This is a genomic window from Allobosea vaviloviae (assembly GCF_001298265.1).
In the GTDB taxonomy this organism is placed as follows: Bacteria; Pseudomonadota; Alphaproteobacteria; order Rhizobiales; family Beijerinckiaceae; genus Allobosea; species Allobosea vaviloviae_B.
This window is the reverse complement of the sequence record NZ_LGSZ01000080.1, coordinates 12,958-37,662: the sequence shown is the minus strand read 5'-3', so window position 1 is coordinate 37,662 and position 24,705 is coordinate 12,958. Positions and strand designations below refer to the sequence as shown.

The window sequence follows — 24,705 nt, the reverse complement described above, 5'->3', positions numbered from 1 at the left end:
GCATTGCGCTAGCGAAGGCCACCGTGCGGTGCAAGCACGAGCTGTTCTGCGGCAAAGGCCACGGGAAGAATGATGAGCGAGAACGAACCGAAGAAGCGCGGCTTCTTTTCGAGATTGTTCGGCAACGAGCCGGAGCCTGCCACGCCCGCGCCGTCTGTGCCTGCGGACGTGCCGCCCGAAGCTCCGCTCGGCGATTCGCCGATCGCGCCGGAACTGCTGAGCGGCGAGGCCGCCCCGCTGCCGATCTCCATGCCAGAACCCGCGCCCGTCCAGGCTGCACCGGTCATCGTGGCGCCTGTGGCCGCGCCCGAGCCGAAGCGGAGCTGGTGGCGCCGGCTGACCGAGGGATTGTCTCGGACCTCGTCTGCGCTGACGACCGGCATCACCGACCTCTTCACCAAGCGCAAGCTCGATGCCGCAACGCTGGAAGACCTCGAGGACATTCTGATCCAGGCCGATCTAGGGCTCACCACTGCGGCCCGCGTCGCCAAGGCTGTCGGCGACGGACGCTACGACCGGCAGATCGAGCCCTCCGAGGTCAAGGCGATCCTGGCGCGCGAGGTCGAGGCGATCCTGACGCCGGTGGCGCTGCCGCTCGTCATCGACGCCACGAAAAAGCCGTTCGTGATCCTGATGGTCGGCGTCAACGGCTCGGGCAAGACGACGACGATCGGCAAGCTCGCGGCCAAGTTCCGAGCCGAGGGCAAATCCGTGATGCTGGCGGCAGGCGATACCTTCCGCGCGGCGGCGATCGAGCAGCTCAAGGTCTGGGGCGAGCGGACGGGGGCCGAGGTCGTCTCGGGCAACCAGGGCGCCGATGCCTCGGGGCTCGCCTTCGAGGCGCTGCAGAAAGCCAGGGCCGCCGGCACCGACGTGCTGCTGGTCGATACGGCCGGGCGATTGCAGAACAAGACGGGGCTGATGGACGAGCTCGCCAAGGTGGTCCGCGTCATCCGCAAGCTCGATCCGGAAGCGCCCCATGCGGCGCTCCTGGTGCTCGACGCGACCGTCGGCCAGAATGCGGTCAGCCAGGTCGAGGCCTTCCGCGAGACGGCCGGCGTCACCGGGCTGGTGATGACCAAGCTCGACGGCACGGCACGGGGCGGCATCCTGGTGGCGCTGGCTGCGAGATTTTCTCTGCCGGTGCATTTCATCGGCGTCGGCGAGAGCGTCGAGGATCTGGAGCCGTTCTCGGCTCAGGACTTCGCCCGCGCCGTATCTGGATTGGGAGAGACGGCGTGACTGAAATCCGAAGCGAGACCGCGACGGCGACCAAACAGGCCGTCAAGGACCGCGGCCCAGAGCGGTTCGAGCGGCATGCCGTCGTCGCTGCGGGGGCAAAGATCAATCCGCTCTTGAAGCTCGCGCTCGAATTCGGGCCGCTGGCGATCTTCTTTTTTGCTAATTCCTATGGCGACCGGCTGTTCGGCGTCGCCTCCGACCGGCGCATCTTCGTCGCGACCGGCGTCTTCATGGTCGCGTCGCTGGTTGCGCTCGTGCTGTCGCGCGTTTTGGTGGGCTATCTGCCGCGCATGGCGATCGTAAACTTTGTCGTGGTCAGCGTCTTCGGCGGGCTGACGATCGCGCTCGACGACGCCTTCTTCATCAAGGTCAAGCCGACCATCGTGAACACGCTGTTCGGCTGCGTTCTGCTCGGCGGGCTGTATTTCGGCCGCTCGCTGCTGGCGCTGGTGCTGGAGACGGTGCTGCAGCTCGACGAGGAGGGCTGGCGCAAGCTGACGCTGCGCTGGGGCCTGTTCTTCTTCGTGCTGGCGGCGCTGAACGAGGTGGTCTGGCGCACGCAGACCCAGGATTTCTGGGTCGCCTTCAAGGTCTGGGGCGTGATGCCGCTGACCATGCTGTTTGCGCTGGCGCAGACGCCGTTGATCCTGAAACACGAGATCAAGCCAGCGAAGGCGGCCGAATAGGCTCTGCTATTTCGGCGCCATGCGCAGCGCACCGTCGAGGCGGATCGCGCTGCCATTGAGCATGTCGTTCTCGACGATGCTTTTGACCAGCGCCGCGTATTCAGCGGGCTTGCCGAGCCGGGAGGGGTGCGGCACCGAAACCGCCAGCGAGGCGCGGGCTTCCTCGGGCAGGCCGTCGAACATCGGTGTCTCGAACAGGCCGGGCATGATCGTCATGACGCGGATGCCGACCGACGCCAGTTCGCGCGCGATCGGCAGCGTCATCCCGGCGACCCCGGCTTTCGAGGCGGCATAGGCGGCCTGGCCGATCTGGCCGTCTTCGGCCGCGATCGAGGCCGTGCAGATGAAGACGCCGCGGCCGCCATCGACTGTCACGGGCTCGAGGCCGGCGAGAGCCGCGGCCGATTTGGCGATCATCCGGAAGGTGCCGGTCAGGTTGATCGCCACCGCCTTCTCGAACAGGGCGGTGTCATGGGCAATCAGCTCGCCGGTCTCGCGCTTCTTCGAGACGATGCGGCGGCCGGGCGCGATGCCGGCGCAATTGACGACGATGCGGGCGACGCCGTGGGCGGCGCGGGCTGTGGCAAGGGCCTGGTCGACTGAGGTCTCGCTGGTCACGTCGCAGGCGACGAAGAGGCCGCCGATCTCGGCCGCGACCTGTTCGCCGCGCTCGGCATTGAGGTCGAACAGCGCGACCCTGGCTCCCTGCCCGGCCAGCATGCGCGCGGTGGCCTCGCCGAGGCCCGAGGCGCCACCGGTGACAATGGCGGCGATGGAGGAATCGAGCTGCATCTGGCGTATCCTGATCGCGAAAGGTCGATGGACGCGTTTAAGCCTCCGTGCCGGCGGCTCCAAGCTGGTTTATGCGCAGGGCTCTTGTGCGGGCTTTCCTGCGGGGCCACATCTTTCGACATGGCGGGGCAGGCTTCCGATCGCGGAATCATGCGGCCCAGCAGCAATGGCCCTCAGGAGGGGCTCACATGAGCGACGGTTTCACCTCTCGTTTCACAGAGGAAGAAATGGCGGCGATCCGCAAGAGCCTGCGCGACGAGGCACGCTTCGGCTCGGAGTTCCTCGGCCGGCTCAAGCGCGTCGCCAAGCGCATTCCCTTCGCCGAGGATCTGCTGGCGGCGTGGATCTGCACGCGCGATCCCGCGACGCCGCGCCGCGTCCGCCTGACGCTGCTGGCCGCCCTGGGCTATTTCGTGCTGCCGATCGATGCGATTCCCGACATCATGCCCTTCCTCGGCTTCACCGACGATGCGGCGGTGATTGCGGCCGCGCTGGCGGCGGTCGCCGGCTCGATCACGACAGAGCATCGCGAGAAGGCCAGGCAGGCCATGGCGGAGCTCTGAGGCTTCTAGAGCGTCAGCACGACCTTGCCCTTCGCCTTGCGGTCGCCGATCAGCGAGTAGGCCTCAATCCAGCGCTCCAGCGGGATCTGCGCATGGACATGGGCGCGGATCAGGCCGCCTGCGGCCCAGCCGAGCAGCCGCTCCATGTTGCGGCGCTGGGCGGCCGGCTCGCGCTTCACGAAATCGCCCCAGAACACGCCGCGCAGATCGCAGCCCTTCAGCAGCAGCAGGTTGAGAGGGATCTTCGGGATCGAACCGCCGGCGAAGCCGACCACGAGGTAGCGTCCTTCCCAGGCCATCGAGCGAACCGCCGGCTCGGCCAGATCGCCGCCCACCGTGTCGTAGAGTACGTCGACGCCACGTCCCTCGGTCAACCGGCGCAGGCCTGCCCGGATATCCTGCGTGGAGTAGTCGATTTCGTCCTGCGCGCCGTGCTCGCGGGCGAGCGCGAGCTTGTCGGCCGAGGAGGCGCAGGCGATGACGCGCGCGCCGAGCAGCGCCCCGATCTCGACCGCCGCCAGTCCCGCGCCGCCGGCCGCGCCCAGGATCGCGAGCGTCTCGCCTGATTTCAGCGAGGCGCGCTGGATCAGCCCGTGCATCGCCGTGCCATAGGTGACGAAGAGGCCGGCCGCCTGGGCGTCGTCGAGGGCATCGGGAATCTTCACCGCGGCCTGCGCCGCAACGACGACCTTCTCGCGCGCAGCGCCGTATCCAAGCCAGGCGGCGACGCGCTCGCCGATTTGCCAGCCGGCAACGCCCTCGCCGATGGCCGCGACCGTCCCGGCGCATTCAGCCGACGGCGAGAAGGGCAGGGCCGGCTTGGTCTGGTACCGGTTCTCGATGATCAGCGTGTCGAAGAAGTTCAGCGCCGCAGCCTTCACCGCGATCACGATCTCGCCCGGCCCTGGCTGCGGTTCGGGGATGTCGCGGATGACCAGCGCCTCGGCCGGCCCATGATGCTCGCAGAGCAATGCCCTCATCGTTGTCTGATCCGCCGCAGCCTCGTTACGCGGCCGAATGTGCCATGGGCCGGTGGCGAGCGAAACGGGGTCCGTCCAGGCGCGGTCATTCGCATTTTCGCCAGGATCGTGACACTCTATGCGGCGAGTCTGCATGATCGCGCCGGTCAACGGGTGGTAAAGGCAGTGTTAAGATTTTTAATGACTGATAGCGGTCCATGATCATCACGTCCTTCCGCTCCGGCGTCACCGCCTTGCCCCTCCCGACAGTTCTCCTCGCAGTGCTGGCGGGTTGCGCTGGTCTTGCCCTGTCGCCCATGGCCGCCATGGCGCAGCAGAAAGCTCAGCAGAAAGCGCGTCCCGCGGCAGCTGCTGCGGCCGCCCCCGCTGCCGCCGGCCAGGGCCAGGCGATTCTGCTCGAGACGGCCGGGAAATGGCAGGCCTTCTCCTCGCAGCAGGGCCGCGCCAAGGTCTGCTACGCCCTGTCGAAGGCTGAAAGCCGGCTGCCGGCCAATCTTAAGGATGTCGAAGGTCTGCTCTTCGTCGCTACGCGCCCGACCGAGGGCGTGCGCAACGAGATCAGCTTCGTTTTAAATTTCGACCTCAAGGAAGATGTCGAGCATCAGGCGATCATCGGAACGGAGCGTTTCGCGCTGGTCGCCAAGGGCCAGAACATGTGGCTGAAGAATCCAGCCGAGGAGCCGCGCATGCTGGATTCGCTGCGCAAGGGCTCGGCGCTCGAGATCAAGGGCACGTCGAAGCGCGGCAACCCGACGGCGGACAAATACTCGCTCGCCGGCATGAACCAGGCCGTAAAACGCGCCGAAGACGCCTGCAAATAGGGCGGTGCAGGAATCCGCCAGCGCGGTCGTTTGACGCGGCTTCCTGCGCTTCCGGTGCTCACGGACCATAGTCCGCTCCGCTCCGGTTCTCGAAAGCCGCGCCAGCCGACTCACGCTGGCGAATTCCGATCACCGCCCTGCGGCAGCGCTTTTGAAGCAGTGATTTCGCGGCTGGGCGTTCTCGTGCTATGAGCCGCAGCCATTCGGGCCTTTGACGCCCGACCCGAGCCAGAGTTCCGATGACCCTCTCCGTTCTCGAATCCGCCGCGCCAGCGGCCGAACCCGTTTTGCAGCGTCTGTCGCTGGTCGGGCGCACGCGCGCCGGGCTGTCCGAGGCGCTGGCCGAGATCGGCGTGCCCGAGAAGGAGCGGCGCATGCGCGTCGGCCAGCTCTGGAACTGGATCTACCACTACGGCGTGCGCGATTTCGCGGCGATGACGACGATCGGCAAGGGTTTGCGCGCTGCGCTGGCCGAGCGCTTCACGCTCGATCTGCCCGAGGTCACGGCCGAGCAGATCTCGACCGACGGCACCCGCAAATGGCTGATCAAGATGGCCCCGACCGGTCCGCGCGACCGCGGCGCCGAGATCGAATGCGTCTATATCCCCGAAGTCGACCGCGGCACGCTCTGCGTCTCCAGCCAGGTTGGCTGCACCCTGACCTGCACCTTCTGCCACACCGGCACGCAACGCCTGGTGCGCAATCTCACGACCGAGGAGATCGTCGCGCAGCTGATGGTGGCGCGCGACCGGCTTGGCGATTTTCCGAATCGGCTCTCGCCGGAAGGCGCCTTCGTGCCGAAGGATGGCGGGCGTTTCGTCTCCAACATCGTCTTCATGGGCATGGGCGAGCCGCTCTACAATTTCGACGGCGTGCGCGATGCGATCGACGTCATCTCCGATAATGAGGGGCTGTCGCTCGGGCGCCGCCGCATTACCGTCTCGACGTCCGGCGTCGTGCCGCAGATTGGCCCGCTGGGCCACGAGATGAGCACGATGCTGGCGATCTCGCTGCATGCGGTGCGAGACGACCTGCGCAACGAACTGGTGCCGCTGAACAAGAAATACCCGATCGCGGATCTGCTCGAGGCCTGCCGGACCTATCCGGGCGTCTCGAACGCGAAACGCATTACCTTCGAGTACGTCATGCTCAAGGGCGTGAACGACAGCGATTCCGAGGCGCGCGAGCTGGTGCGGCTGCTCAAGGGCATCCCGGCCAAGATCAACCTGATCCCGTTCAATCCCTGGCCCGGCACCCGCTACGAGTGCTCGGACTGGGACAGGATCGAACGCTTCTCCGAGATCGTCTTCAGGGCCGGCTATGCCTCGCCGGTTCGCACCCCGCGCGGGCGCGACATCCTCGCCGCCTGCGGCCAGCTCAAGAGCGAAACCGAGAAGCTCTCGGCCCGCGCCCGGCTGATGCTGGACCAGGACGAGGCGTCCGACGCGCCGCTGGCGGGCTGACCGCCATGTTGCGCTGGCTCCTGCTGATTCCGTTCGCGCTGATGGTGGCGATGGCGGCCGGGCTGGTCGCCATGATGGTCGCAAGCGTGGTTTCGCCGGGCATCGCGCTGCTGATCGGCGGCGGCTTCGAGCGGCTGCTGGATGCGCTGTTCGGGCTGGCTGACATAGGCGTCGACCCCGGCCCGACCGCCGTTGCGGCGGTCTCCCTGCTCGGGCGGCTCGGCTTTGCGATCATCGTCGCGCCGGTCGTGCTGGTTGCGGTGGGGGCGGAACTGTTTGGTCTGCGCAGCGGCCTGATCCAGAGCGGCCTGACCGGCCTGCTCGCGGCGCTGCTGCCGCTGGCCTTGCTCGGCCTGTCACGCACGCCGACCGGTGCCGAGGTTCAGATCATCGGAGCGCTCGTGCTCGTCGGCGCCGCGACCGGCTTCGTCTACTGGCTGATCGCGGGACGCGGGGCGGGCGGCGAACGGACAGCCGCTCCGCCTCGCTGAGCTCTTTTTGTAAGGCCTAGAGACCCATCACCTTGCGCAGCTCGGCCTTGGCCGCTGCGAATTCGCTCTGGAATTCGGGCTGCTCCATGATCCTGGCGGCGATCACGCTGCCGGCGATACGCCCGGCTTCGACATCGGCGCGGAAATGGATGCCGCCGATGATGCGGTTCTCGCCATAGGCCCAGGCGCGGGCCATGATCTCGGCGCGCTTCTCAGGCACCATGTTCGACAGGACGATGCCCATCAGCGTGCCCACCGTGGTGTGGCCGGACGGATAGGCGCCGGAGTTCGAGATCTTCACCACGGGCTTGACCAGCGGGCTGTACTGGTGCGGGCGCGGGCGCTTCCAGCTGTCCTTGGCGGGGTCGACGACGGCGCCTTCGGTCTCGACGACCCGGTCAAAGAAGGCCGAGAAGACCGGCAGCGACTCCGCCTTGAAGTTCGGCCCCATGACATTGGCGAAGCGCCACACGTTCTCGACCGCGTCGGCCTGGGCGGCGGCTTCCATGTCGGGAGTGCGCGTGACCTGAATCGTCAGCACCTCGCCGAGTTCGGTGCGGGTCTGGGCGGAGTCATTCGCCGGTGGCGGCTTCAGCAGCGTGAGCAGGTCGATGGTCTTGGCGGTGGCGAAGGGCTTGGCTTCACCCGCCTGAACCGGGGAGAAGGCAAGAGACGCTGCCGCCAGGGCGGCGAGGAGAAGATGGCGCATGGGAGGTTTTCCTGATGGGCGAAAACCGAAGCGCTGCGAATGCGACAGTGCGATGACGCCTCAATCCCCGATGGCGACGCCCTCCCGGCGTCCGTCCGCGCCGCCGGCAAAGCCCTGCGGCGTCTTGACGATCGCCTGGATGCCCGAGGTCATTTCCAGCAGGCGGACGTCGTGGCCCTTTGCTTCGAGCGCCGCCCTCCAGGCTTCGGCTTCGGTGCCCTTCTCCAGTTCGGTCGGGCCGTTGCGGCTGCCGAAATTGCCGAGATCGACGGCGGCCTGCGGGTCCATCTTCCAGTCGAGCAGCGCCACCAGCGTCTTGGCGACGAAGCCGATGATCTGGCTGCCGCCGGGCGAGCCGACGACGGCATAAAGTCGGCCAGAAGCGTCGAACACCAGGGTCGGCGCCATCGAGGAGCGCGGGCGCTTGCGGGGCTCGACGCGGTTGGCGACCGGCTTGCCGTCCTCCTCTGGGAGGAAGGAGAAATCGGTCAGCTCGTTGTTGAGCAGGAAGCCGCCGGCCGTCATCAGCCGCGAGCCGAAGCCGTCCTCGATCGTCGTGGTCATCGAAATGGCGTTGCCGGCGGCGTCGATCACGGAGATATGGCTGGTGCCGTTCTCGATGCCCTCGGAGGGGGCGAGCAGCTGCGCGCGCTTGTTTGGCGGCTCGCCGGCCCTGGCACGCCCCATCGACCTGTCGGGGCTGACGAGCCCGGCCCGCGAACGGATATAGTCGCGGTCGATCAGTCCGCCGAGCGGTATGCCGATGAAGGCGGGGTCCGCGAGATAGAGATTGCGGTCGGCGAAGGCGAGGCGCCCGGCCTCGGCGAACCAGTGCGCGGCCTCGGCGCCCAGACCCATCCGCGCCAGATCGCGTGTTTCGAGGATGCCGAGGATCTGCTGGACGGCGACCGCGCCCGAGCTCGGCGGGCCCATGCCGCAGATGCGCCAGACACGATAGGCGCCGCAGACCGGATCGCGCTCCTCGATCCTGTAGGCGGTCAGGTCGGCCAGCGTCATGTCGCCGGGATTGGTTGCGTGACCGGTGACGGTCGCGACGATGTCCTGCGCGAGTGGGCCCGTGTAGAGTGCCTGCGCGCCATTGCCGGCGATGGTCCGCAGGGTCGCGGCGAAGGCCGGGTTGCGCAGGATCGTGCCGACCGTCTTCGGCTTGCCGTCCGATCCGTAGAAATAAGCGGCGGCGCGGGCGTCCTTCGCCAGGTTCCTCTCGCCGGAGAGCAGTCCGTTCAGGCGCGGCGAGATGGGAAAGCCCTCCTCGGCGAGCCGGATCGCGGGCGCGATCACCTGCGCCCAGGGCAGCCGGCCCCAGCGCTTATGCGCCTCTTCCAGCAGCTTCAGCGTGCCCGGCACGCCGACGGAGCGCCCGCCCAGGACCGCATCGAGGAAGCGCATCGGCTTGCCGTCGGGGCCGATGAAGCGATCGGGTGTGGCGGCTGCTGGTGCAGTCTCGCGCCCGTCCAGCGTCGTCACCTTTCGCGCCGCCTCGTCCCAATGCAGCAGGAAGGCGCCGCCGCCGATGCCGGAGCTCTGTGGCTCGACCAGATTGAGCACGAGCTGGATCGCGATCGCCGCATCTGTCGCGCTGCCGCCGGCCCGCAGGATATCGCGGCCGGCGGTCGCGGCCAGCGGATTGGCGGCCGCCACCATGAAGCGCTGGGCGGTGCCATGCGTCTTGGCGATGCGCCCTGTGGCGGCCTCTGGGGCCGGCGCGAGAGGCTGTCCGCCGACGGGGGCGGCCAGTGTCGCGAGCGCCAGTAAGGCGAGGGCTGGAATTCCAAATGAGAGGCGCATGGTCCGATCTCCGTGCCCGCGCGAACGCCGTTTCGGCAGATTATCGCAAGAGCGGGTTCGCGCCATGCCGCATTCGTTCTGGCCGCATTCGTCACAGCCGCATTCGCCTTGGAGCGGTCATCACGGACGGCTAAGGTCCGAATCGTTGTTCCCGAGACACTGCCAAAGGGGCCCCGGCATGTCGTTTGCGTTTTCCACAATCGTTCGCCGACCCTTTCTCGTCGCGGTGTCCGCTCTGCTCGGCCTCGCGCTGGCCGGCTGCGGCGTCAACAATGTCCCGACGCTGGAGGAAAAGGCCAAGGCGAGCTGGGGCGAGGTGCAAAACCAGTACCAGCGCCGCGCCGATCTGATCCCGAACCTCGTCGAGACGGTGAAGGGCTATGCCGCGCAGGAGCGGGAGGTGCTGACCGCCGTGGTCGAGGCCCGCGCCAAGGCGAGCCAGGTCAAGGTCGATGCCTCCACCATCACGGACCCCGCGAAGTTCAGGGAATACCAGGACGCGCAGAACCAACTCAGCGGCGCGCTCGGGCGGCTCCTCGTCACGGTCGAGCGTTATCCGGACCTCAAGTCGAACCAGAACTTCCTCGCCCTGCAATCGCAGCTCGAAGGCACCGAGAACCGCGTTGCCGTGGCGCGGCGGGACTACATCCAGGCGGTCCGGGATTTCAACACCGAGATCCGGACCTTCCCGGGCGTGATCTGGGCCAAGCTGTTCTGGGGCGCCAAGGCAATGGAGAGCTTCACGGCGACGTCGGGGGCGGAGCGGCCGCCGGCCGTGAAGTTCTGAGGGTGTCGGAAGAGCCAGGGCCGTGAGCCTGCAGCTGTCGTCATTCTCGGGCGAAGCGAAGCGCAGACCCGAGAATCTCTGTCCTGAGATGCTCGGGTCAAGCCCGAGCATGACGGTGCATGCCCTGCTGCGGCTCGGCGCTTTCCTCCTGCTCTTCTGGAGCGGCCTCGCACTGGCCGCCGACCCGTCCTACCCCGCGCTCAGCGGGCGCATCGTCGACGGCGCCAATCTGATCGCGCCCGAGGCGCGGCAGCGGATCGAGGCGAAGCTCAAGGCGCATGAGGACAAGACCTCGGATCAGCTGGTGGTTGCGACCGTGCCGTCCCTGCAGGGCATCGGCATCGAGGAGTTTGCCAACGGTCTGTTCCGGTTCTGGAAGCTCGGTGAGTCGAAGACGAATAATGGCGTGCTGCTGCTGGTCGCGCCAAACGAGCGCAAGGTCCGTATCGAGGTCGGCTACGGGCTGGAAGGCGCGCTGACCGACGCGCTCTCCAAAGTCATCATCACCACGGCGGTGGCGCCGAAGTTCAAGGCGGGCGATTTCGCGGGCGGGATCGAAGGCGGCGTCGACGGCATCCTGAGCATTCTTGCGGGCGATGCCGAGGAATGGCAGCGGCGCGCCAGCGTGCGCAGCGACGACATGTCCGTCATGGATGTCGTCGCGATTGTCTTCGTCATGTTGTTGCTTTTCATCCTCTTTGCGGCCTTCGTGAACGAGTTTCGCGGGAATGGCGGTTCAAGGCGCCACCGGCTGCGCAATGGGAGCTGGGTGACGCTGCCGCAAAGCTCCGGCTGGAGCAGCGGGTCGGGCTCGAGCGGCGGCTGGAGTTCGGGCTCGGGTTCCGGCGGCGGGTTTTCCGGAGGCGGCGGGTCTTCGGGCGGTGGCGGCGCTTCGGGAGATTGGTGATGGACGAGCAGGACCGTAATGCGATCGCAGACGCCGTGCGGCAGGCCGAGAGCCTGACGGCGGCCGAGATCGTCGTGGTCATCGACCATGCGGCTTCGAGCTATCGGACCGTGCCGGTGGTGATGGCGCTGGCGCTGTCGCTTCTCGTGCCATGGCCGCTGCTTGCGATGACCGCCACCAGCGCGCCGCGCATCTTCCTGACCCAGCTCGTCTGCGCGGCGCTGCTGCTGTGCTTTCTGCTCTGGTATGGCCGTGGCGGCCGTTTCGTGCCGGGCTTCATCAAGCGCCGGCGTGCCCATGACGTGGCGCTGCGGGAATTCACGGCGCGGGGGCTGACGCGAACCCGCGGCCGTACAGGCGTGCTGTTTTATGTCGCGATCCAGGAGCGCTATGCCGAGATCCTGGTCGATACCGGCCTCGACGGACGTATCGATCAGACGGTCTGGGACGGCATCATCGGGTCGGCGCTGCTGGCTGCACGCGAGAACCGGCTGCGGGACGGGCTGATCGACGCCGTGCAGGCGGTCGGCGTCGTGCTCGCGAGGCATGCGCCGCGCATGGCCGACGATATCGACGAGCTGCCGAACAAGGTGGTGATCCTGTAGGATCGCATCAGTGCGGGCTGCGTGCCGCTCCGAGGATCGCGCTCGGCATCATGCCATATTTCCCCGGCATTTCCGCCTGCACAAGCACGACATAGCCATCCGCCTCGGGCGCCTGCGTCGCGGTGAGCGGCACCGTCAAGACCGCTTTCTTGCCGTCCCAGTCGCCGATGCGGGTCATGCCACGCACGACATTGGCGTAGGAGACGGTCCTGCCCTGGTTCTCGCCGCGCGCGATCGGCACCGTAACCATCCGCGTCGTCGGCACGACCCAGACACCGGCTGTGCGCCCGACGGGCTCGTTCAGCGGCGCGAGCGTGACCCGCAGCGTCCCGGCCTCCTCCTTCAGCGACAGCTTGGCGACGAAATCCGTGCCCGACGACTGCTTCGTCGCGCGATCGATTTCAACCCGGTCGGAACCGACGACATGCGAGGCGCCGTTGATCACAGCCTGGGGCGTATAGATCTGACTGTCGCCGCGCGCCTTGGCATAGAATTTCTGACGCGTGGTAAAGATGTCCTTCCCCAGCGTATCCTTCCAGCCGAGATAATCCCAATAGGTCACCGACAGGGTCAGCGCGATCACATCCGGCTGCTTGGCGAGCTCGACGAAGAGCGCATCCGCCGGTGGACAGGAGGAGCAGCCCTGGCTGGTGAAGAGCTCGATCACCGCCTTCGGCTGGGTGCCTGTGGACTCGGCGCGCGCGACCGTGACGCCCAGCGAAAGCAGGGCGATGGTTGCGGAAAAGAGAGGATTGAAACAGGTCATGGCTTGAACTCGGCGAGATTAGACATCTCAGGCGTTACTAAAGCGCCCTATCCCTCTCACTTGGAAATCACGTTGCCTTGAAAGCCGGGGTCCGCGCAACCGCCATTCCGGCTTCGGCGACCGCCGCGCTCATCATCGTCGGACGCCAACGCCGATGCATCCAGAGCCATTGCTCGGGATGGTCGCGGACCCAGCCCTCGACCACTGCCGTCATCATCGCCATGGCGCCCTGGACGTCGATCTCGCCGGCGGCGTCGCGCGGCAGATCGAGCGGCGGCGTCAGTTCGAGGCGGAAGCGCTGGTTGGGAAGGCGGACGACCCGCACGCCATGGACCGGGCATTCGAAGCGGCGGGCGAACTTGCCGAGGATCGGGTTGGTCAGGGCCGGACGGCCCATGAAGGGCACCACGACACCGCGGGTGAAATGCTGGTCGATCAGCATGCCCAAATGGCCGTTGCGCTCCAGCACGCCCTGCATGGCGAAGGCTGCGCCCTGCTTGGCCGCGGCCAGCCCACCCATGGCGCCCGAACGGATCTCGTGAACGACGCTGGCGATCGCCGGGTCGTTGGGAGCGCGGAAAACGGCCGTGGTGTCGAGATCATAGGCCTGGGCGCAGATCGCCGGCAGTTCCCAATTGGCAAGATGGGCGGAAAAGATCAGGCCGGGCTTCTCGTCGTCCTTGAGCGCGATGAAATGCTCGATGCCATCGACCTCGACGCGCGAGGGTGCGTCGGGATTGAGGTAATCATAGTCGAACAGCGTCTTGAGATGGGCGTATTCGGCGGCGGTGCGCCCGAGATTCTCCCAGGCGCCGCGCGCGATGCGCCGAACCTCGCTGTCCGCCATTCCGGGAAAGGCCGCGCGGATATTAGCGAGCGCGACGCGGTTGACCGGGAGCAGCGGGCTGGCGGTGCGCAACAGCCAGCCGCCGAGATCGCTCGACCGCTCGGGCCCTAGCAGGCGCAGGAACGCAAACAGCGTCCGGATCACGCCGATCATCGCCATGGCGCCGATGCGCGCGGCGAGGGTCTTCAGTCGTCTCAAGTCGTTCCGGCCCCAACTGCGCCCGAACGGCTTGCGAAACCGGGCTTGAGCCGCGACTTGCGGCAGGAACGCGGTTTCGTCAAGTTTCGAAGGGTTCTCAGAACGTCACGACAACCTTGCCGAAGACCTGTCGGCCTTCCAGGCGCGCGAGGCCCTTCTCGAAATCCTCCAGCGGAAACACCGAATCGATCACCGGCTTCATGCCTGATGCCATCTTGTCGAGCGACTGACGGATGTTCTCGATGCGGCAGCCGAAGGAGCCGGTGATGCGGTATTGCTGCTGGAAGAGCTGCATCAGGTTGATCGTGGCGGAGGCACCTGATGTGGCGCCGCAGGTGACGAGCCGGCCGCCGCGCTTGAGGCAGAGCAGCGAGCCGTTCCAGGTGTCGGCGCCGACATGCTCGAAGATGACGTCGACGCCCTTGCGCTTGGTGAGCTGGCGGACCTCTCCCTCGAAGCGCTCGGTCTTGTAGTTGACGACGAAGTCGGCGCCGAGTTCCTTGGCCTTGCGACCCTTCTCGTCGTCGCCGACGGTGGTGTAGACCGTGCAGCCGATCGCCTTGGCCATCAGGATCGCGGCCGTGCCGATGCCGGAGCCGCCGGCATGGACCAGCACGGACTCGCCGGGTTCGAGCTTGGCATTGTCGAACAGCATGTGCTGTACCGTGCCGAAGCCGATCGGCGCGCAGGCGGCCTCCTCGAAGGAGACGCCGTCGGGCACCTTGATCACGAGGCGCGCCGATTTGTTCAGGAATTCGCGGGCGAAGCCGTCGATATGGAAGCCCATGATGCCGGCGACGTTCTCGCAGAGATTGTCGCGGCCGTTGAGGCAGGCCTTGCAGTGGCCGCAGGTCTCGGCGCCATAGGCGGTGACGGTGTCGCCGACCTTCAGGTTGGTGACGCCTTCGCCGACGCAGACGATCTCGCCGGCCGCCTCGACGCCGGCCGCCTGCGGCATCTTGCGCTTGGCGAAGGCCATACCGCGAAAGCCCCAGATGTCGAGATAGTTCAGCCCAATTGCGCGGATGCGGATCTGGACCTCGCCGGCGGCGGGCGGCGGCGGCGGCTCGATCTCCTCGAGACGGAGGTCACGGTCGCCATGGAGTTGAAGTGAACGCATGGGAAAAGTTTCGTCTTTCAGAGTTCGTCCGGCCATTCGCGCGAGGCGTGGAGCGCGGCCAGGATTTCGACGCGCCCATCACGGACGCGGTAGGGCAGGATATAGCTCGTGCCAGAGACTACGAGTTCACGCGTTTCGTCGACACGTCCCGGCCGACCTATGGCCGGATGATCGGTGAGTACCTTGGCTGCCAGCCGAAGCCTACGCGCCAGCGCAAGCGCAGCCCTCGGATTGAAATCAGCGATATAGTGGCCGATCTCGCGTAAGTCGTCTTTGGCGCGAGGTGTCCAAATCAATTTCATCGGGCGGCATCGATGCGCGCTTGCAACTCCGCTTCAATCTCGTCGAGCTCTTCTTCCGTCGCGAACTCGCCACGATCGGCTTGGGCAATGCCTTCCTTGATCTTCGCGATCTGCCACGCATTCAGCTCGACATAGCTTTCGATAGCCTTGGCGGCGATCCAGCTTCGCGAGCGGTCTGTGTCGGCAGCCAATGCGTCGAGCTTGGCCAGCATCTCGTCGTCGAGGCGGATGGTGAAGGCTGCGGTCATGGCAAACTCCTGTGGAGGTTCGCTCCGGTTCGGAGTGAACCTAGCACGGGCATCGCATCCGGTCGACGTCAGCGATGCACGCCGAGATGCGCCGTGACGCCGCCATCGATCGGGATCACCGTGCCGGTGATGTAGGCGGCAGGCTCGCTCATCAGGAAGGCGGCCAGCCCCGCGACCTCGTCGGGCCTGGCGAAGCGGCCGGCCGGGATCTGGGCCTGCATCTTGTCGCGGTAAGCGGCGTAGGGGGCCATCATGTCGGTGTCGACAAAGCCCGGCGCGATGATGTTGACCGTGACCCCGCGCTTGCCGGTCTCGACCGCGAGCGTCTTGGCATAGGAGATCAGCGCGCCCTTGGAGGCGGCGTAGGCCGCGTTGCCGGGATTGCCGCGGAGCGCCGCGACAGAGCCGATCGCGACGATGCGCCCGGCCCGGGCGCGGATCATGTTGCGCATCAGGCTTTTGGCAAGCCGGGTGAAGGCCCAGAAATTGACCTGCATCGCCGCCTCGGCCTTGTCCTGCATCATCATCGCGGCCAGCGAATCATAGGGCTGGCCGGCATTGTGGATCAGACCGAAATAGCTCTCCGCCTCGCGTTCCTCGCAGAAGGCGTCGAGCGCGGCCTTGTCGGAGAGATCGAGCGGCAAGGCGTTGATGCTGCGCCCGGGATGCGCCTGCGCGATCTCGGCTGCGAGCGCCACGGCCTGGTCGCCCGAGCTGCGATAGGTGAAGTCGACATCGTGTCCGTTCGCCGCGAGGGCGCGCACGATGGCCGCGCCGACCCCCTTGGCGCCGCCGGTCACGAGAACCCTGGTCATGCGGCCTCCGGGGCGGCGGCGAGCACGAGGCTGGTGTTCTGGCCGCCGAAGCCGAAGGAATTGGAGAGCACGGTGCGAACCGTCGCGTCGCGCGCGACATTTGGCACGACGTCGAGCGCGATCGCCGGATCGGGGGTGGTGTAGTTGATCGTCGGGGGAATGCGGCTGTTGGCGATGGTCAGGAAGGAGATCACGGCCTCGACTGCGCCGGCTGCCGTCAGCGTGTGGCCGAGCATCGACTTGTTGGAGGACATCGGCAGGGTGGCCATGCGCTCGCCGAAGACGGCGGCACAACTCATCGCCTCCATCTTGTCGTTCTCAGGGGTCGAGGTGCCGTGTGCGTTGATGTAATCGACGTCGTCTGGAGTCAGGCCCGCATCGGCGAGCGCATCCTGCATCGCGAGGATCGCAGGCTTGCCGTCGGGGCTGGAGCGGGTGCGGTGGAAGCCGTCGCCGCGCTCGCCGCAACCGGCGACGATGCCGAGGATGGTCGCACCGCGCGCCAGCGCGTGGTCGTAATCCTCCAGCACCAGCGCGCCGGCACCCTCGCCCATGACGAAGCCGTCGCGATTCTTGGAGAAGGGCTTGGCGGAGGCTTCCGGCGGATCGTTCTGGGTGGACAGTGCCGAAAGCAGCGAAAAGCGGATCAGCGCCTCCGCATGGATCGAACCGTCCGTGCCGATGCACAGCGCGGCTTGCGTCTCGCCGCGCCGGATCGCCTCGACGCCCATCTGGATCGCGGTCGCGCCGGACGAGCAGGCGGTCGAGAGCGAGATCGGCGAGCCCTTGGTGCCGAAGGCATCGGCGACATGATCGGCGACCGTGCCGAACAGGAACATCTCGTGCATCGGCTTGAATTTTTGCGAAGAGGCTGCGCGCAGCAGCCCGTCATAGTCGACCTCGCCGTCGATGGTCGCCGCCAGCTCCTGCTTCTGCGGCCATTCCATCTCGACCGGCGGCACCGCCATGAAGAGGTCACCCGGGAAATCGCCGGGCTGGCCGAGCCCGCTCTGACCGACGGCCTCCTCGGCAGCCAGCATGGCGAGCTTCTCGGAGAGTTCAGGCGCCGAAAACGGCCTGTCGAACAGGAAGTCGACGGTGCCGCCGATGGTGGTTCGCAGGCCCTGCGTCGCAAAGCGCTCGATCGCATGGATGCCGGAGCGGCCGGCCGTCAGGGCTTCCCAATTGGCGTCCTTGCCCTGGCCGAGCGAGGTGACGATGCCGAGTCCGGTGACGGCGACGATTGGGCGGCCCCTGGAGTCGCGGTGTGGGAAAGTCTGGTCGGTCGCGTTCATGGCCATGGTCCTCACGCAGTGCCCAGGCGAGCAGCGCCCTCGCCGCGCCAATGTCCGACGCCGGTGACGATCGCCTCCTGCGCCTGTCCAGTCGACAGGGCTGCGGCGGCGAGCGCGACCGAGACCGGGAAGGCCGCCTCGACGGCATGGCCGACGAGATCGCCGGTGGCGATGCGACGCGCCTGGGGCAAGGTGGCGATCGCTGAGGCTTCCTCGGCCGTGATGCCGGCGGCGCCGGTTGCGGCGGAGATAGCGAGCGCCCCGGTCGACACCGGCCCGAGCTCAGCGAGCAGGCCGCGCAGCGCGGTCTCGACGGTGCCGGGCTGGCGCTTCGAGCGGCTGGCCGCGACCTTGCCGAGCGTCGCATGAGCCTTGGCGCCGCGCGCCGCAGCGCGCTGCGCGGATTCGAGCACGAGGAAGCCGGACGCGCTGCCGGTGATCAGGCCTGGCGCGTCCTCGCGGGCGAAGACGGGAGCGAAATCGCCCTTGCGCAGATAGCCGCCAAGTTCGAACAGCAGCAGCATGTCGCGGCGCTCGGCATTGTAGGAGCCGCCGACCAGCATGATCTCGGCCTGGCCCGAGGCGATGCGGGCATGGGCGGTGCGGATCGCGTCGACCCCAGCCTGCTCCTCGCCCATGAAGGTGCGCGAGGCGCCGGTGATGCCGTGGACGATGCCGATATTGCCGGCCAGCAGATTGGACAGCTGCGCCAGGAACAGCGTCGGGCGCAGATCCCCCATCAGCCGCTCGTTGAGGAAGGCGCCAGGCGCGTTGGCGCCGCGCAGGCCGGTCAGGATGGCGCCATCGACGGCATGGTCGCGCTCGCCGCCGCCGGCCGCGACGATGACCTGCAGGAGGCTCTTGGTCTCGACGTCGTCCTTGATGCCGGCGTCATCGAGCGCGAGGCCCGCCGCATAGACGCCCAGCCGCTGCCAGGGCTCCATCTGGCGCTGGTCCGACTTCTTCGGGATCTGCCGGTCGAGTTCGAGCGGTTTCAACGGGTGTACCGGATAGGGCGCGAAGCTTACGGTATCGACGACCGGCGGAGCCGATCGGGCAAGCGCGGCCGCATGCGCCTCGATCCCTTCGCCCAGGCTGGACGCAAGGCCTATTCCGGTGATGACGACGTCGCGCTGCATGGTCAGGCCTGTTCCGGCACGAGGCCGATCGCCTTGATACGGATTTCCATCAAGGTCCGCATGTCGGCAGGAAAGGGCATCAGGCGGAAGCGCAACTGCGCGTCGCAGATCGGTTTGCCGTCGATGGTGATCGCCGCCTTGGTCGCTGCATAGCCGGAGCCCTCGATGACGAGCTCGGCGGCGATGTCGAGAACAGCGTCGGGTTCGACGAAGGTGCGGAAGCGCGCCTTGTCGACCGTCATCAGGAAGGGCATCTGCGTCAGCCCGTTCAGGCCGAGCAGGAGATAGCCCGAGGCCTGCGCCATGGTTTCGGTCAGCAGGACGCCCGGCACCAGCGGGTGGCCAGGAAAATGCCCCTCGAAAACGGGGCTGGCGTCGGCGGCCGGGACCGTCGAGCGCACGGCGATGCGCTTCTCGCCCGGCTCGAAGGCTACGACGGCGTCGATCATGTCGAAATATTCGAGGCGCATGCGCTTCCGATCGTCGATATGCCGCGTCGAATGCTGCTCCGGCGCGGCTATGATCTAGCGACTGATGCCGCTCCGCTCAATATCGCGGCTTCCTAACGTCCATAGCACCCGGCTCCGAGGGCCGTTATCGGCGCCTCGGACGTCGGGGTTGAGGATGTGTCGATGGCGGTTTGGCTCAGGCCGCCTTGGCGGCGACGAGGTCGTCGATGCGCTTGCAGAGGTTCTCGAGCACGAAATACTGCTCGGCCGGGGCCTTGCCCTCGTTGACTTCCTGCGTCCACTGCTCAAGCGGCAGCTTGATGCCGAAGGCCTTGTCGATCGCGAAGGCGATATCGAGAAAGGCAAGCGAGTCGATGCCGAGATCGGCGATGGCATGGCTTTCCGGCGTGATCTTCTCGCGCGGAATGTCGCAGGTCTCCGAAATGATTCCGGCGACCGTCTCGAACGTGGCGGACATGCGGGTGCTCCGTCTTGGATAGATGGAGGCGGACGACATCCGGGCGCGGGTGTTAGCCCTGCGCCTGCCCCAAGCCCCCCGCCAAGGATGACTGTGACGCCCCCTTACACCGGGGGGCGGGAGAGGACAACTGCGACGCATCAAGGTGGCGGCGCCGATCCCTGGGGGTGGCTTGCCAAGGCTGCGCGCCAAAATTGTATCATTGACGTAGCGTTAAGTGAAATACGCAATTCTGGATTGGGTTGAAGTCAATCGGGAGATGGCCGGTGGTTTCGCTGAAAGCGCGCTTTGCCTTGCTTTGCCTGTTCCTGGCCTTCATCATGAGCGCGGTAGCGGGCGTCGGGATTTATTCGTCTTCGCAGATGGGATCCGCCATCGACGAATTGGCCAATTCCGCCGCCGCGATCCGCAACCATACGATCGGAGACATGCTGCATGACGGGCTGCGCGCCGACGTCTACGCGGCTCTGATCCGCTCCGACGCCGGTCAGGACAGCACCGAGACGCTCTCCGAGACACGCGCCCACGCCAAGGAGTTCTCGGAGAGGATCGCCGCGACGAAAGCGATTGTGAGCTCGCCGGAGACGCTGGCGCGGCTTCAGGCGCTCGACGAACCCCTGAAAAACTACATCGCTCAGGCCGTGGCGCTGGTCGAGCTCTCCTTCAAGGACCGCAAAGCAGCGCTTGAGGGCATGGCGTTGTTCGACGATCGTTTCGAGGCACTCGAAAAATCGATGAAGGAGGCGGGCGACGCGCTCGAGGCCGAGGCGATGGCGGGGCAGGCCGGCGCGAGCACGGCCCGCGGACTCGCGGCAACCGCCGCGATTGCTGGTCTCGTCGTCGCCCTGCTGACGGCTCTGGGCCTCTATGCCACGGTCCTGCGCAGCATCGTGCGGCCGATCGCGGACATCGTCGCGACGATGCGGCAACGTGGTTCGGAGGCTGTCGCGGCCTTCATCCCCCATCGCGACAGGCGAGACGAGATCGGGGACATGGCGCGCACCATCGGCTCCTATCAGGATGCGCTGGCCGAGCGTGCCGCGCAGGAGCGGCAGCAGCGGGACGAGGAGCTGAGGGCCTCCCAAAGGCAGGGCGAAGCCTTCGACGAAACGGCGCGGCAGATCAGGCACGTGGTCGACGCGGCCGTCCGCGGGGATTTCGGTTACCGCGTCGAATCGGGGTCGGAGCAGGGCGAGATGGCGGCGCTCGTGACGGGACTGAACCAGATCAATGCCGCGATCGATGGCGCGACCACGTCGTTCGCGGACATCCTCAAGGGCATCGCCGAGGGCGACCTGACCCGGACCGTCGACGCCGACTATTCGGGCAAGCTCGGATCGGTCAGTTCCTCGATCAACGAGATGGTCGAGAAGCTGGCCCTGACGGTGACGGTGATCAAGCAGACGTCGCGCGAGGTCGCGGCCGCCGCTGACGAGATCAAGGCAGGGGCCGAGAACCTGTCGATCCGCACGGAGGAGCAGGCCTCGTCACTGGAGGAGACCGCCGCCACCACCGAGCAACTGGCTGCGTCGGTGAAGGCTTCGGCCAATGCCTCTCGCCAGGCTGTCAACCTCGCCGAGAACGCGACGCGGGTCGCCAGCAATGGCGGAGCGATCGTGACGGACGCGATCGGCGCGATGAACCGTATCGAGCAGGCCAGCGGCAAGATCACCGACATCATCTCGGTGATCGATGGCATCGCCTTCCAGACCAATCTGCTGGCGCTGAACGCCGCTGTCGAGGCGGCGAGGGCGGGCGATGCGGGCAAGGGTTTCGCCGTCGTGGCATCGGAGGTGCGGGCGCTTGCCCAGCAATCCTCGGATGCGGCCAAGGGCATCTCCGGCCTGATCAATGACACCCATGAAGAGGTGGCAGCCGGGGTCAAGCTGGTCCGCAGCGCGGGTGAGGTCCTGGGCGAAATCGTCGAAGCGACGCAGAGCGTTGTGAAGACCGTGACCGAGGTGGCAGCTGCGTCGGGCGAACAGTCGAACGGCATCGACGAGATGAGCCAGACCGTTGCGCGGATGGACGAGATGACACAGCAGAACGCGGCGCTTGCCGAGGAAAGCGCGGCCTCTGCCGTCATGCTCGGCCGCAAGATCGCCGAACTCGATGCGCTGGTGGTCTCGTTCCGGACCATGAGCGCAGGGGGATCGATGGGGCGCCCGTCGCCCGTCGTGCCGCTGCGCAGGGCCGGGTGACGGAGAGCCGGAGCCTTTCGGCTATGGGATGCGAAAGGGCTGCGGCATCGCGCGATGCCGCAGCCCTGATGTTGTCGAAAGGTGGCAAGGGGGCGGTGGCCCCGTCCCCGGCCTCCGCTCAGGCGGCGATGCCGCGCAGGACGTAGTGCAGGATGCCGGCGTTCTTGAAGTAGTCGATCTCGTCCAGCGTATCGATGCGGCACAGGATCGGCACGTTCTTCACCGTGCCGTCGGCATAGGTGATCTCGGCTTCGAGCATCTGGCGCGGCTTCACCGTGGCCAGCCCCTTGATCGAGACGGTCTCGTCGCCCTTCAGGTCGAGCGAGGCCCAGCTGGTGCCTTCGACGAAGGTGAAGGGCACCACGCCCATGCCGACCAGGTTCGAGCGGTGAATACGCTCGAAGCTCTGCGCGATCACGGCCTTGACGCCGAGCAGGTTGGTGCCCTTCGCAGCCCAGTCGCGCGAGGAGCCGTTGCCGTATTCGACGCCGGCGAAGACGACCAGCGGCACCTTCTCCGCCTGGTAGCGCATCGAGGCGTCATAGATCGGCAGCTCTTCCTTGCTCGGGTAGTGGATGGTGTAGCCGCCCTCGCGCCCGTTGGGCCCCATCATGTGGTTGCGGATGCGGATATTGGCGAAGGTGCCGCGCATCATCACCTCGTGATTGCCGCGGCGCGTGCCGTACTGGTTGAAGTCGGCCACCGCGACGCCATGCTCGGAGAGATAGGCGCCGGCGGGCGAGGCGGCCTTGATCGAACCGGCCGGCGAGATGTGGTCGGTGGTGATCTTGTCGCCGAAGAGGCCGAGGATGCGGGCGCCTTTGATGTCGGTGACCGGGGTCGGCGTCTTGCTGATGCCCTGGAAATAGGGGGGATTCTGGACGTAGGTCGAGGCGTCCTCCCAGGCATAGGTCTGGCTTTCGGGGGTCTTCACCGCCTGCCAGTGTTCGTCGCCCTTGAAGACGTCGGCATATTTCGCCTCGAAGATGGCACGCGTGACGTTCTCCCGGATGAAGCTCTGGATCTCCTTGTTGGAGGGCCAGATGTCCTTGAGGAAGACCGGCTTGCCGTCCGAGCCCAGGCCCAGCGGCTCGGTGGTCAGGTCCATCTGGACCGAGCCCGCCAGCGCGTAAGCCACGACCAGCGGCGGCGAGGCGAGGTAGTTCGCCTGCACGTCGGGCGAGACGCGGCCTTCGAAATTGCGGTTGCCGGAAATGACGGCGCCCGCGATCAGGCCCTGCTCGTTGATCGCCTTCGAGATCGGCGCCGGCAGCGGGCCGGAATTGCCGATGCAGGTGGTGCAGCCGAAGCCGACCAGGTTGAAGCCGAGCTTGTCGAGATCGGCCTGAAGGCCGGCCTTGGCGAGATATTCGGCGACGACCTGCGAGCCCGGCGCCAGCGAGGTCTTGACCCAGGGCTTGACGGTGAGGCCCTTGGCGACCGCGTTGCGGGCGAGCAGGCCCGCCGCCATCAGCACGGACGGGTTCGAGGTGTTGGTGCAGGAGGTGATGGCGGCGATGACGACGTCGCCATGGCCGAGATCGAAGTCCTTGCCCTCGACCGGGACGCGGCGGGCGATCTCGCCGCCCTTCTTGTATTCGGTGTCCATCGCGGCCTTGAAGCCGGCGGCGACGCCGTTCAGGTCGATGCGGCCTTCGGGGCGCTTGGGACCGGCCATCGAGGGCTGGACGGTGGAGAGGTCGAGCTCCAGCGTGTCGGTGAAGACCGGGTCGGCGGTCTCGATCGTGGCGAACAGCCCTTGCGCCTTGCTGTAGGCCTCGACCAGCGCAATCCGGTCGGTGCTGCGGCCGGTGGTGGTGAGGTATTCCAGCGTCTCGGCATCGACCGGGAAGAAGCCGCAGGTCGCGCCGTATTCAGGGCCCATATTGGCGATGGTGGCGCGGTCGGCCAGCGTCAGATTGTAGAGGCCGGGGCCGAAGAACTCGACGAACTTGCCGACGACGCCCTTCTTGCGCAGCATCTGCGTGACGGTGAGCACGAGGTCGGTGGCGGTGATGCCTTCCTTCAGCGCGCCGGTCAGCTTGAAGCCGATGACCTCGGGCAGCAGCATCGACTGCGGCTGGCCGAGCATGGCGGCTTCCGCCTCGATGCCGCCGACGCCCCAGCCCAGAACGGCCAGGCCATTGACCATGGTGGTGTGCGAATCGGTGCCGACGACGGTGTCGGGATAGGCGACCTCGACCTCGACGCCGTCGATCGTCTCCTTACGGGTCCAGACGGTCTGGGCGAGGTATTCGAGATTGACCTGGTGGCAGATGCCGGTGCCGGGCGGGACGACGCGGAAATTGTCGAAGGCGCCCTGGCCCCATTTCAGGAAGCGGTAGCGCTCGCCATTGCGCTCATATTCGAGCTCGACATTCTGCGAGAGCGCCTTGGGCGTGCCGAATTCGTCGACGATGACCGAATGGTCGATGACGAGGTCGACGGGGACGAGCGGGTTGATCTTGGCCGGGTCGCCGCCGAGCGCGACGACGCCGTCACGCATCGCGGCGAGGTCGACGACGGCGGGAACGCCGGTGAAGTCCTGCATCAGCACGCGGGCGGGGCGGAAGCCGATTTCCTTGCCGGCGGTGCCCTTGTCGGTCAGCCAGGCGACGAAGCCCTCGATATCGGCCTTGAAGACCGAGCGGCCGTCCTCGAAGCGCAGCAGGTTCTCGAGCAGCACCTTCATCGAGAAAGGCAGCTTCGAAATGCCGGCGAGGCCGTTCTGCTCGGCGAGCGGAAGGGAGTAATACTCATAGGTCTTGGCGCCGACGGTGAGCGTCTGGCGGCATTTGAAGGAGTCGAGCGAAGCCATGCGGGCTGATCCTGATCAAGGGGTTGCGGTCGCGAGCCGACGGACGCCTTGCGGAATCGTCGGATCGAAGGCCTATTGCGCATGTCGCGCGCGCCGCCTCGGGAGTGCCCGAGCCCCGCGCCGGATCGGCGTGCGGCGTAGCCACGGGCTCTATAGAGCAATTCCAAGAAGCCC

26 protein-coding genes are annotated in these 24,705 nt (G+C 66.8%); 10 read left to right on the top strand and 16 right to left on the bottom strand.

Annotated features, from left to right (window positions below):
* Positions 1–8 precede the first annotated feature (8 nt).
* Positions 9–251 carry a hypothetical protein gene (locus tag AE618_RS29330; RefSeq protein WP_432704528.1) on the bottom strand — a complete coding sequence of 81 codons (243 nt, stop codon included), beginning with the start codon at positions 249–251 and terminating at the stop codon, positions 9–11.
* Between AE618_RS29330 and ftsY the strand changes: the two genes are divergently transcribed.
* Both ftsY and AE618_RS25050 read left to right on the top strand, forming a co-directional pair.
* Entirely contained in the window at positions 250–1,242 is a 993-nt protein-coding gene (gene ftsY / locus AE618_RS25055) for a signal recognition particle-docking protein FtsY (protein WP_432704527.1), read from the top strand. The two genes, AE618_RS29330 and ftsY, sit on opposite strands and share 2 nt — an antisense overlap.
* 101 nt (positions 1,243–1,343) lie before the next feature.
* A complete protein-coding gene (locus AE618_RS25050) occupies positions 1,344–1,928 on the top strand; it encodes a septation protein A (protein WP_054211852.1) in 585 nt (194 codons plus the stop codon).
* A 6-nt stretch (positions 1,929–1,934) separates the two neighbouring features.
* Here AE618_RS25050 and AE618_RS25045 read toward each other — a convergent pair whose 3' ends face one another.
* Entirely contained in the window at positions 1,935–2,720 is a 786-nt protein-coding gene (locus tag AE618_RS25045) for an SDR family NAD(P)-dependent oxidoreductase (protein ID WP_054211801.1), read from the bottom strand.
* A 188-nt stretch (positions 2,721–2,908) separates the two neighbouring features.
* Here AE618_RS25045 and AE618_RS25040 point away from each other — a divergent pair, with 188 nt between their 5' ends.
* Positions 2,909–3,283 carry a YkvA family protein gene (locus AE618_RS25040; RefSeq protein ID WP_054211800.1) on the top strand — a complete coding sequence of 125 codons (375 nt, stop codon included), beginning with the start codon at positions 2,909–2,911 and terminating at the stop codon, positions 3,281–3,283.
* A 5-nt stretch (positions 3,284–3,288) separates the two neighbouring features.
* Here AE618_RS25040 and AE618_RS25035 read toward each other — a convergent pair whose 3' ends face one another.
* Positions 3,289–4,263, bottom strand: coding sequence for an NADPH:quinone oxidoreductase family protein (locus tag AE618_RS25035; RefSeq protein ID WP_054211799.1), 975 nt, complete (start codon positions 4,261–4,263; stop codon positions 3,289–3,291).
* Between the two features lie 197 nt (positions 4,264–4,460).
* On the opposite strand from AE618_RS25035, the gene AE618_RS25030 reads away from it, so the two are divergent.
* From AE618_RS25030 to AE618_RS25020, 3 genes are all read left to right on the top strand, one after another.
* Complete coding sequence (locus AE618_RS25030; RefSeq protein WP_054211798.1) at positions 4,461–5,084, top strand: hypothetical protein; 624 nt, start codon at positions 4,461–4,463, stop codon at positions 5,082–5,084.
* Between the two features lie 239 nt (positions 5,085–5,323).
* Positions 5,324–6,547 (top strand): 23S rRNA (adenine(2503)-C(2))-methyltransferase RlmN, encoded by a 1,224-nt coding sequence (gene rlmN, locus AE618_RS25025; RefSeq protein ID WP_054211797.1) that lies wholly within the window; start codon positions 5,324–5,326, stop codon positions 6,545–6,547.
* Positions 6,548–6,552: 5 nt separating this feature from the next.
* Positions 6,553–7,038, top strand: a complete 486-nt coding sequence (locus AE618_RS25020; RefSeq protein WP_054211796.1) for a hypothetical protein — start codon at positions 6,553–6,555, stop codon at positions 7,036–7,038.
* Positions 7,039–7,054: 16 nt separating this feature from the next.
* On the opposite strand, the gene AE618_RS25015 is transcribed toward AE618_RS25020, so the two are convergent.
* Both AE618_RS25015 and ggt read right to left on the bottom strand, forming a co-directional pair.
* Positions 7,055–7,747: an acid phosphatase gene (locus AE618_RS25015; protein ID WP_054211795.1), complete on the bottom strand. Its 693-nt coding sequence runs from the start codon at positions 7,745–7,747 to the stop codon at positions 7,055–7,057.
* A 60-nt stretch (positions 7,748–7,807) separates the two neighbouring features.
* On the bottom strand, positions 7,808–9,556 hold the full coding sequence (ggt, locus tag AE618_RS25010) for a gamma-glutamyltransferase (protein ID WP_054211794.1): 1,749 nt from the start codon (positions 9,554–9,556) through the stop codon (positions 7,808–7,810).
* Between the two features lie 178 nt (positions 9,557–9,734).
* On the opposite strand from ggt, the gene AE618_RS25005 reads away from it, so the two are divergent.
* From AE618_RS25005 to AE618_RS24995, 3 genes are all read left to right on the top strand, one after another.
* A complete protein-coding gene (locus AE618_RS25005) occupies positions 9,735–10,343 on the top strand; it encodes a LemA family protein (protein ID WP_054211793.1) in 609 nt (202 codons plus the stop codon).
* 109 nt (positions 10,344–10,452) lie between these two features.
* The gene (locus tag AE618_RS25000) at positions 10,453–11,250 is read left to right on the top strand and encodes a TPM domain-containing protein (RefSeq protein ID WP_248311017.1); all 798 of its coding nucleotides are present in this window, start codon (positions 10,453–10,455) and stop codon (positions 11,248–11,250) included.
* On the top strand, positions 11,250–11,855 hold the full coding sequence (locus tag AE618_RS24995) for a TPM domain-containing protein (protein ID WP_054211791.1): 606 nt from the start codon (positions 11,250–11,252) through the stop codon (positions 11,853–11,855). Before AE618_RS25000 ends, AE618_RS24995 begins: the two co-directional genes overlap by 1 nt.
* A gap of 7 nt (positions 11,856–11,862) precedes the next feature.
* Here AE618_RS24995 and AE618_RS24990 read toward each other — a convergent pair whose 3' ends face one another.
* From AE618_RS24990 to AE618_RS24945, 10 genes are all read right to left on the bottom strand, one after another.
* Positions 11,863–12,621: a DUF1223 domain-containing protein gene (locus tag AE618_RS24990; protein ID WP_054211790.1), complete on the bottom strand. Its 759-nt coding sequence runs from the start codon at positions 12,619–12,621 to the stop codon at positions 11,863–11,865.
* 67 nt (positions 12,622–12,688) lie between these two features.
* Entirely contained in the window at positions 12,689–13,666 is a 978-nt protein-coding gene (locus AE618_RS24985) for a lipid A biosynthesis lauroyl acyltransferase (RefSeq protein WP_432704526.1), read from the bottom strand.
* 97 nt (positions 13,667–13,763) lie between these two features.
* A complete protein-coding gene (locus tag AE618_RS24980) occupies positions 13,764–14,786 on the bottom strand; it encodes a zinc-binding dehydrogenase (RefSeq protein ID WP_054211789.1) in 1,023 nt (340 codons plus the stop codon).
* 17 nt (positions 14,787–14,803) lie between these two features.
* The gene (locus AE618_RS27610; RefSeq protein ID WP_082365565.1) at positions 14,804–15,088 is read right to left on the bottom strand and encodes a type II toxin-antitoxin system RelE/ParE family toxin; all 285 of its coding nucleotides are present in this window, start codon (positions 15,086–15,088) and stop codon (positions 14,804–14,806) included.
* Positions 15,085–15,336, bottom strand: a complete 252-nt coding sequence (locus AE618_RS24970; RefSeq protein ID WP_054211787.1) for a CopG family ribbon-helix-helix protein — start codon at positions 15,334–15,336, stop codon at positions 15,085–15,087. Before AE618_RS24970 ends, AE618_RS27610 begins: the two co-directional genes overlap by 4 nt.
* Before the next feature lie 68 nt (positions 15,337–15,404).
* The gene (locus tag AE618_RS24965) at positions 15,405–16,151 is read right to left on the bottom strand and encodes an SDR family oxidoreductase (RefSeq protein WP_054211786.1); all 747 of its coding nucleotides are present in this window, start codon (positions 16,149–16,151) and stop codon (positions 15,405–15,407) included.
* Positions 16,148–17,446 carry a beta-ketoacyl-ACP synthase gene (locus tag AE618_RS24960; protein ID WP_054211785.1) on the bottom strand — a complete coding sequence of 433 codons (1,299 nt, stop codon included), beginning with the start codon at positions 17,444–17,446 and terminating at the stop codon, positions 16,148–16,150. The genes AE618_RS24965 and AE618_RS24960 overlap by 4 nt, the downstream gene beginning before the upstream one ends.
* Before the next feature lie 11 nt (positions 17,447–17,457).
* Positions 17,458–18,585: a beta-ketoacyl-ACP synthase gene (locus AE618_RS24955; RefSeq protein ID WP_054211784.1), complete on the bottom strand. Its 1,128-nt coding sequence runs from the start codon at positions 18,583–18,585 to the stop codon at positions 17,458–17,460.
* Between the two features lie 2 nt (positions 18,586–18,587).
* On the bottom strand, positions 18,588–19,055 hold the full coding sequence (locus tag AE618_RS24950; RefSeq protein WP_054211783.1) for a 3-hydroxyacyl-ACP dehydratase FabZ family protein: 468 nt from the start codon (positions 19,053–19,055) through the stop codon (positions 18,588–18,590).
* Positions 19,056–19,230: 175 nt separating this feature from the next.
* The gene (locus AE618_RS24945; RefSeq protein WP_054211782.1) at positions 19,231–19,512 is read right to left on the bottom strand and encodes an acyl carrier protein; all 282 of its coding nucleotides are present in this window, start codon (positions 19,510–19,512) and stop codon (positions 19,231–19,233) included.
* 266 nt (positions 19,513–19,778) lie between these two features.
* On the opposite strand from AE618_RS24945, the gene AE618_RS24940 reads away from it, so the two are divergent.
* Entirely contained in the window at positions 19,779–21,713 is a 1,935-nt protein-coding gene (locus AE618_RS24940; RefSeq protein WP_054211781.1) for a methyl-accepting chemotaxis protein, read from the top strand.
* Between the two features lie 118 nt (positions 21,714–21,831).
* On the opposite strand, the gene acnA is transcribed toward AE618_RS24940, so the two are convergent.
* Complete coding sequence (gene acnA / locus AE618_RS24935) at positions 21,832–24,531, bottom strand: aconitate hydratase AcnA (RefSeq protein WP_054211780.1); 2,700 nt, start codon at positions 24,529–24,531, stop codon at positions 21,832–21,834.
* Positions 24,532–24,705: the final 174 nt, after the last annotated feature.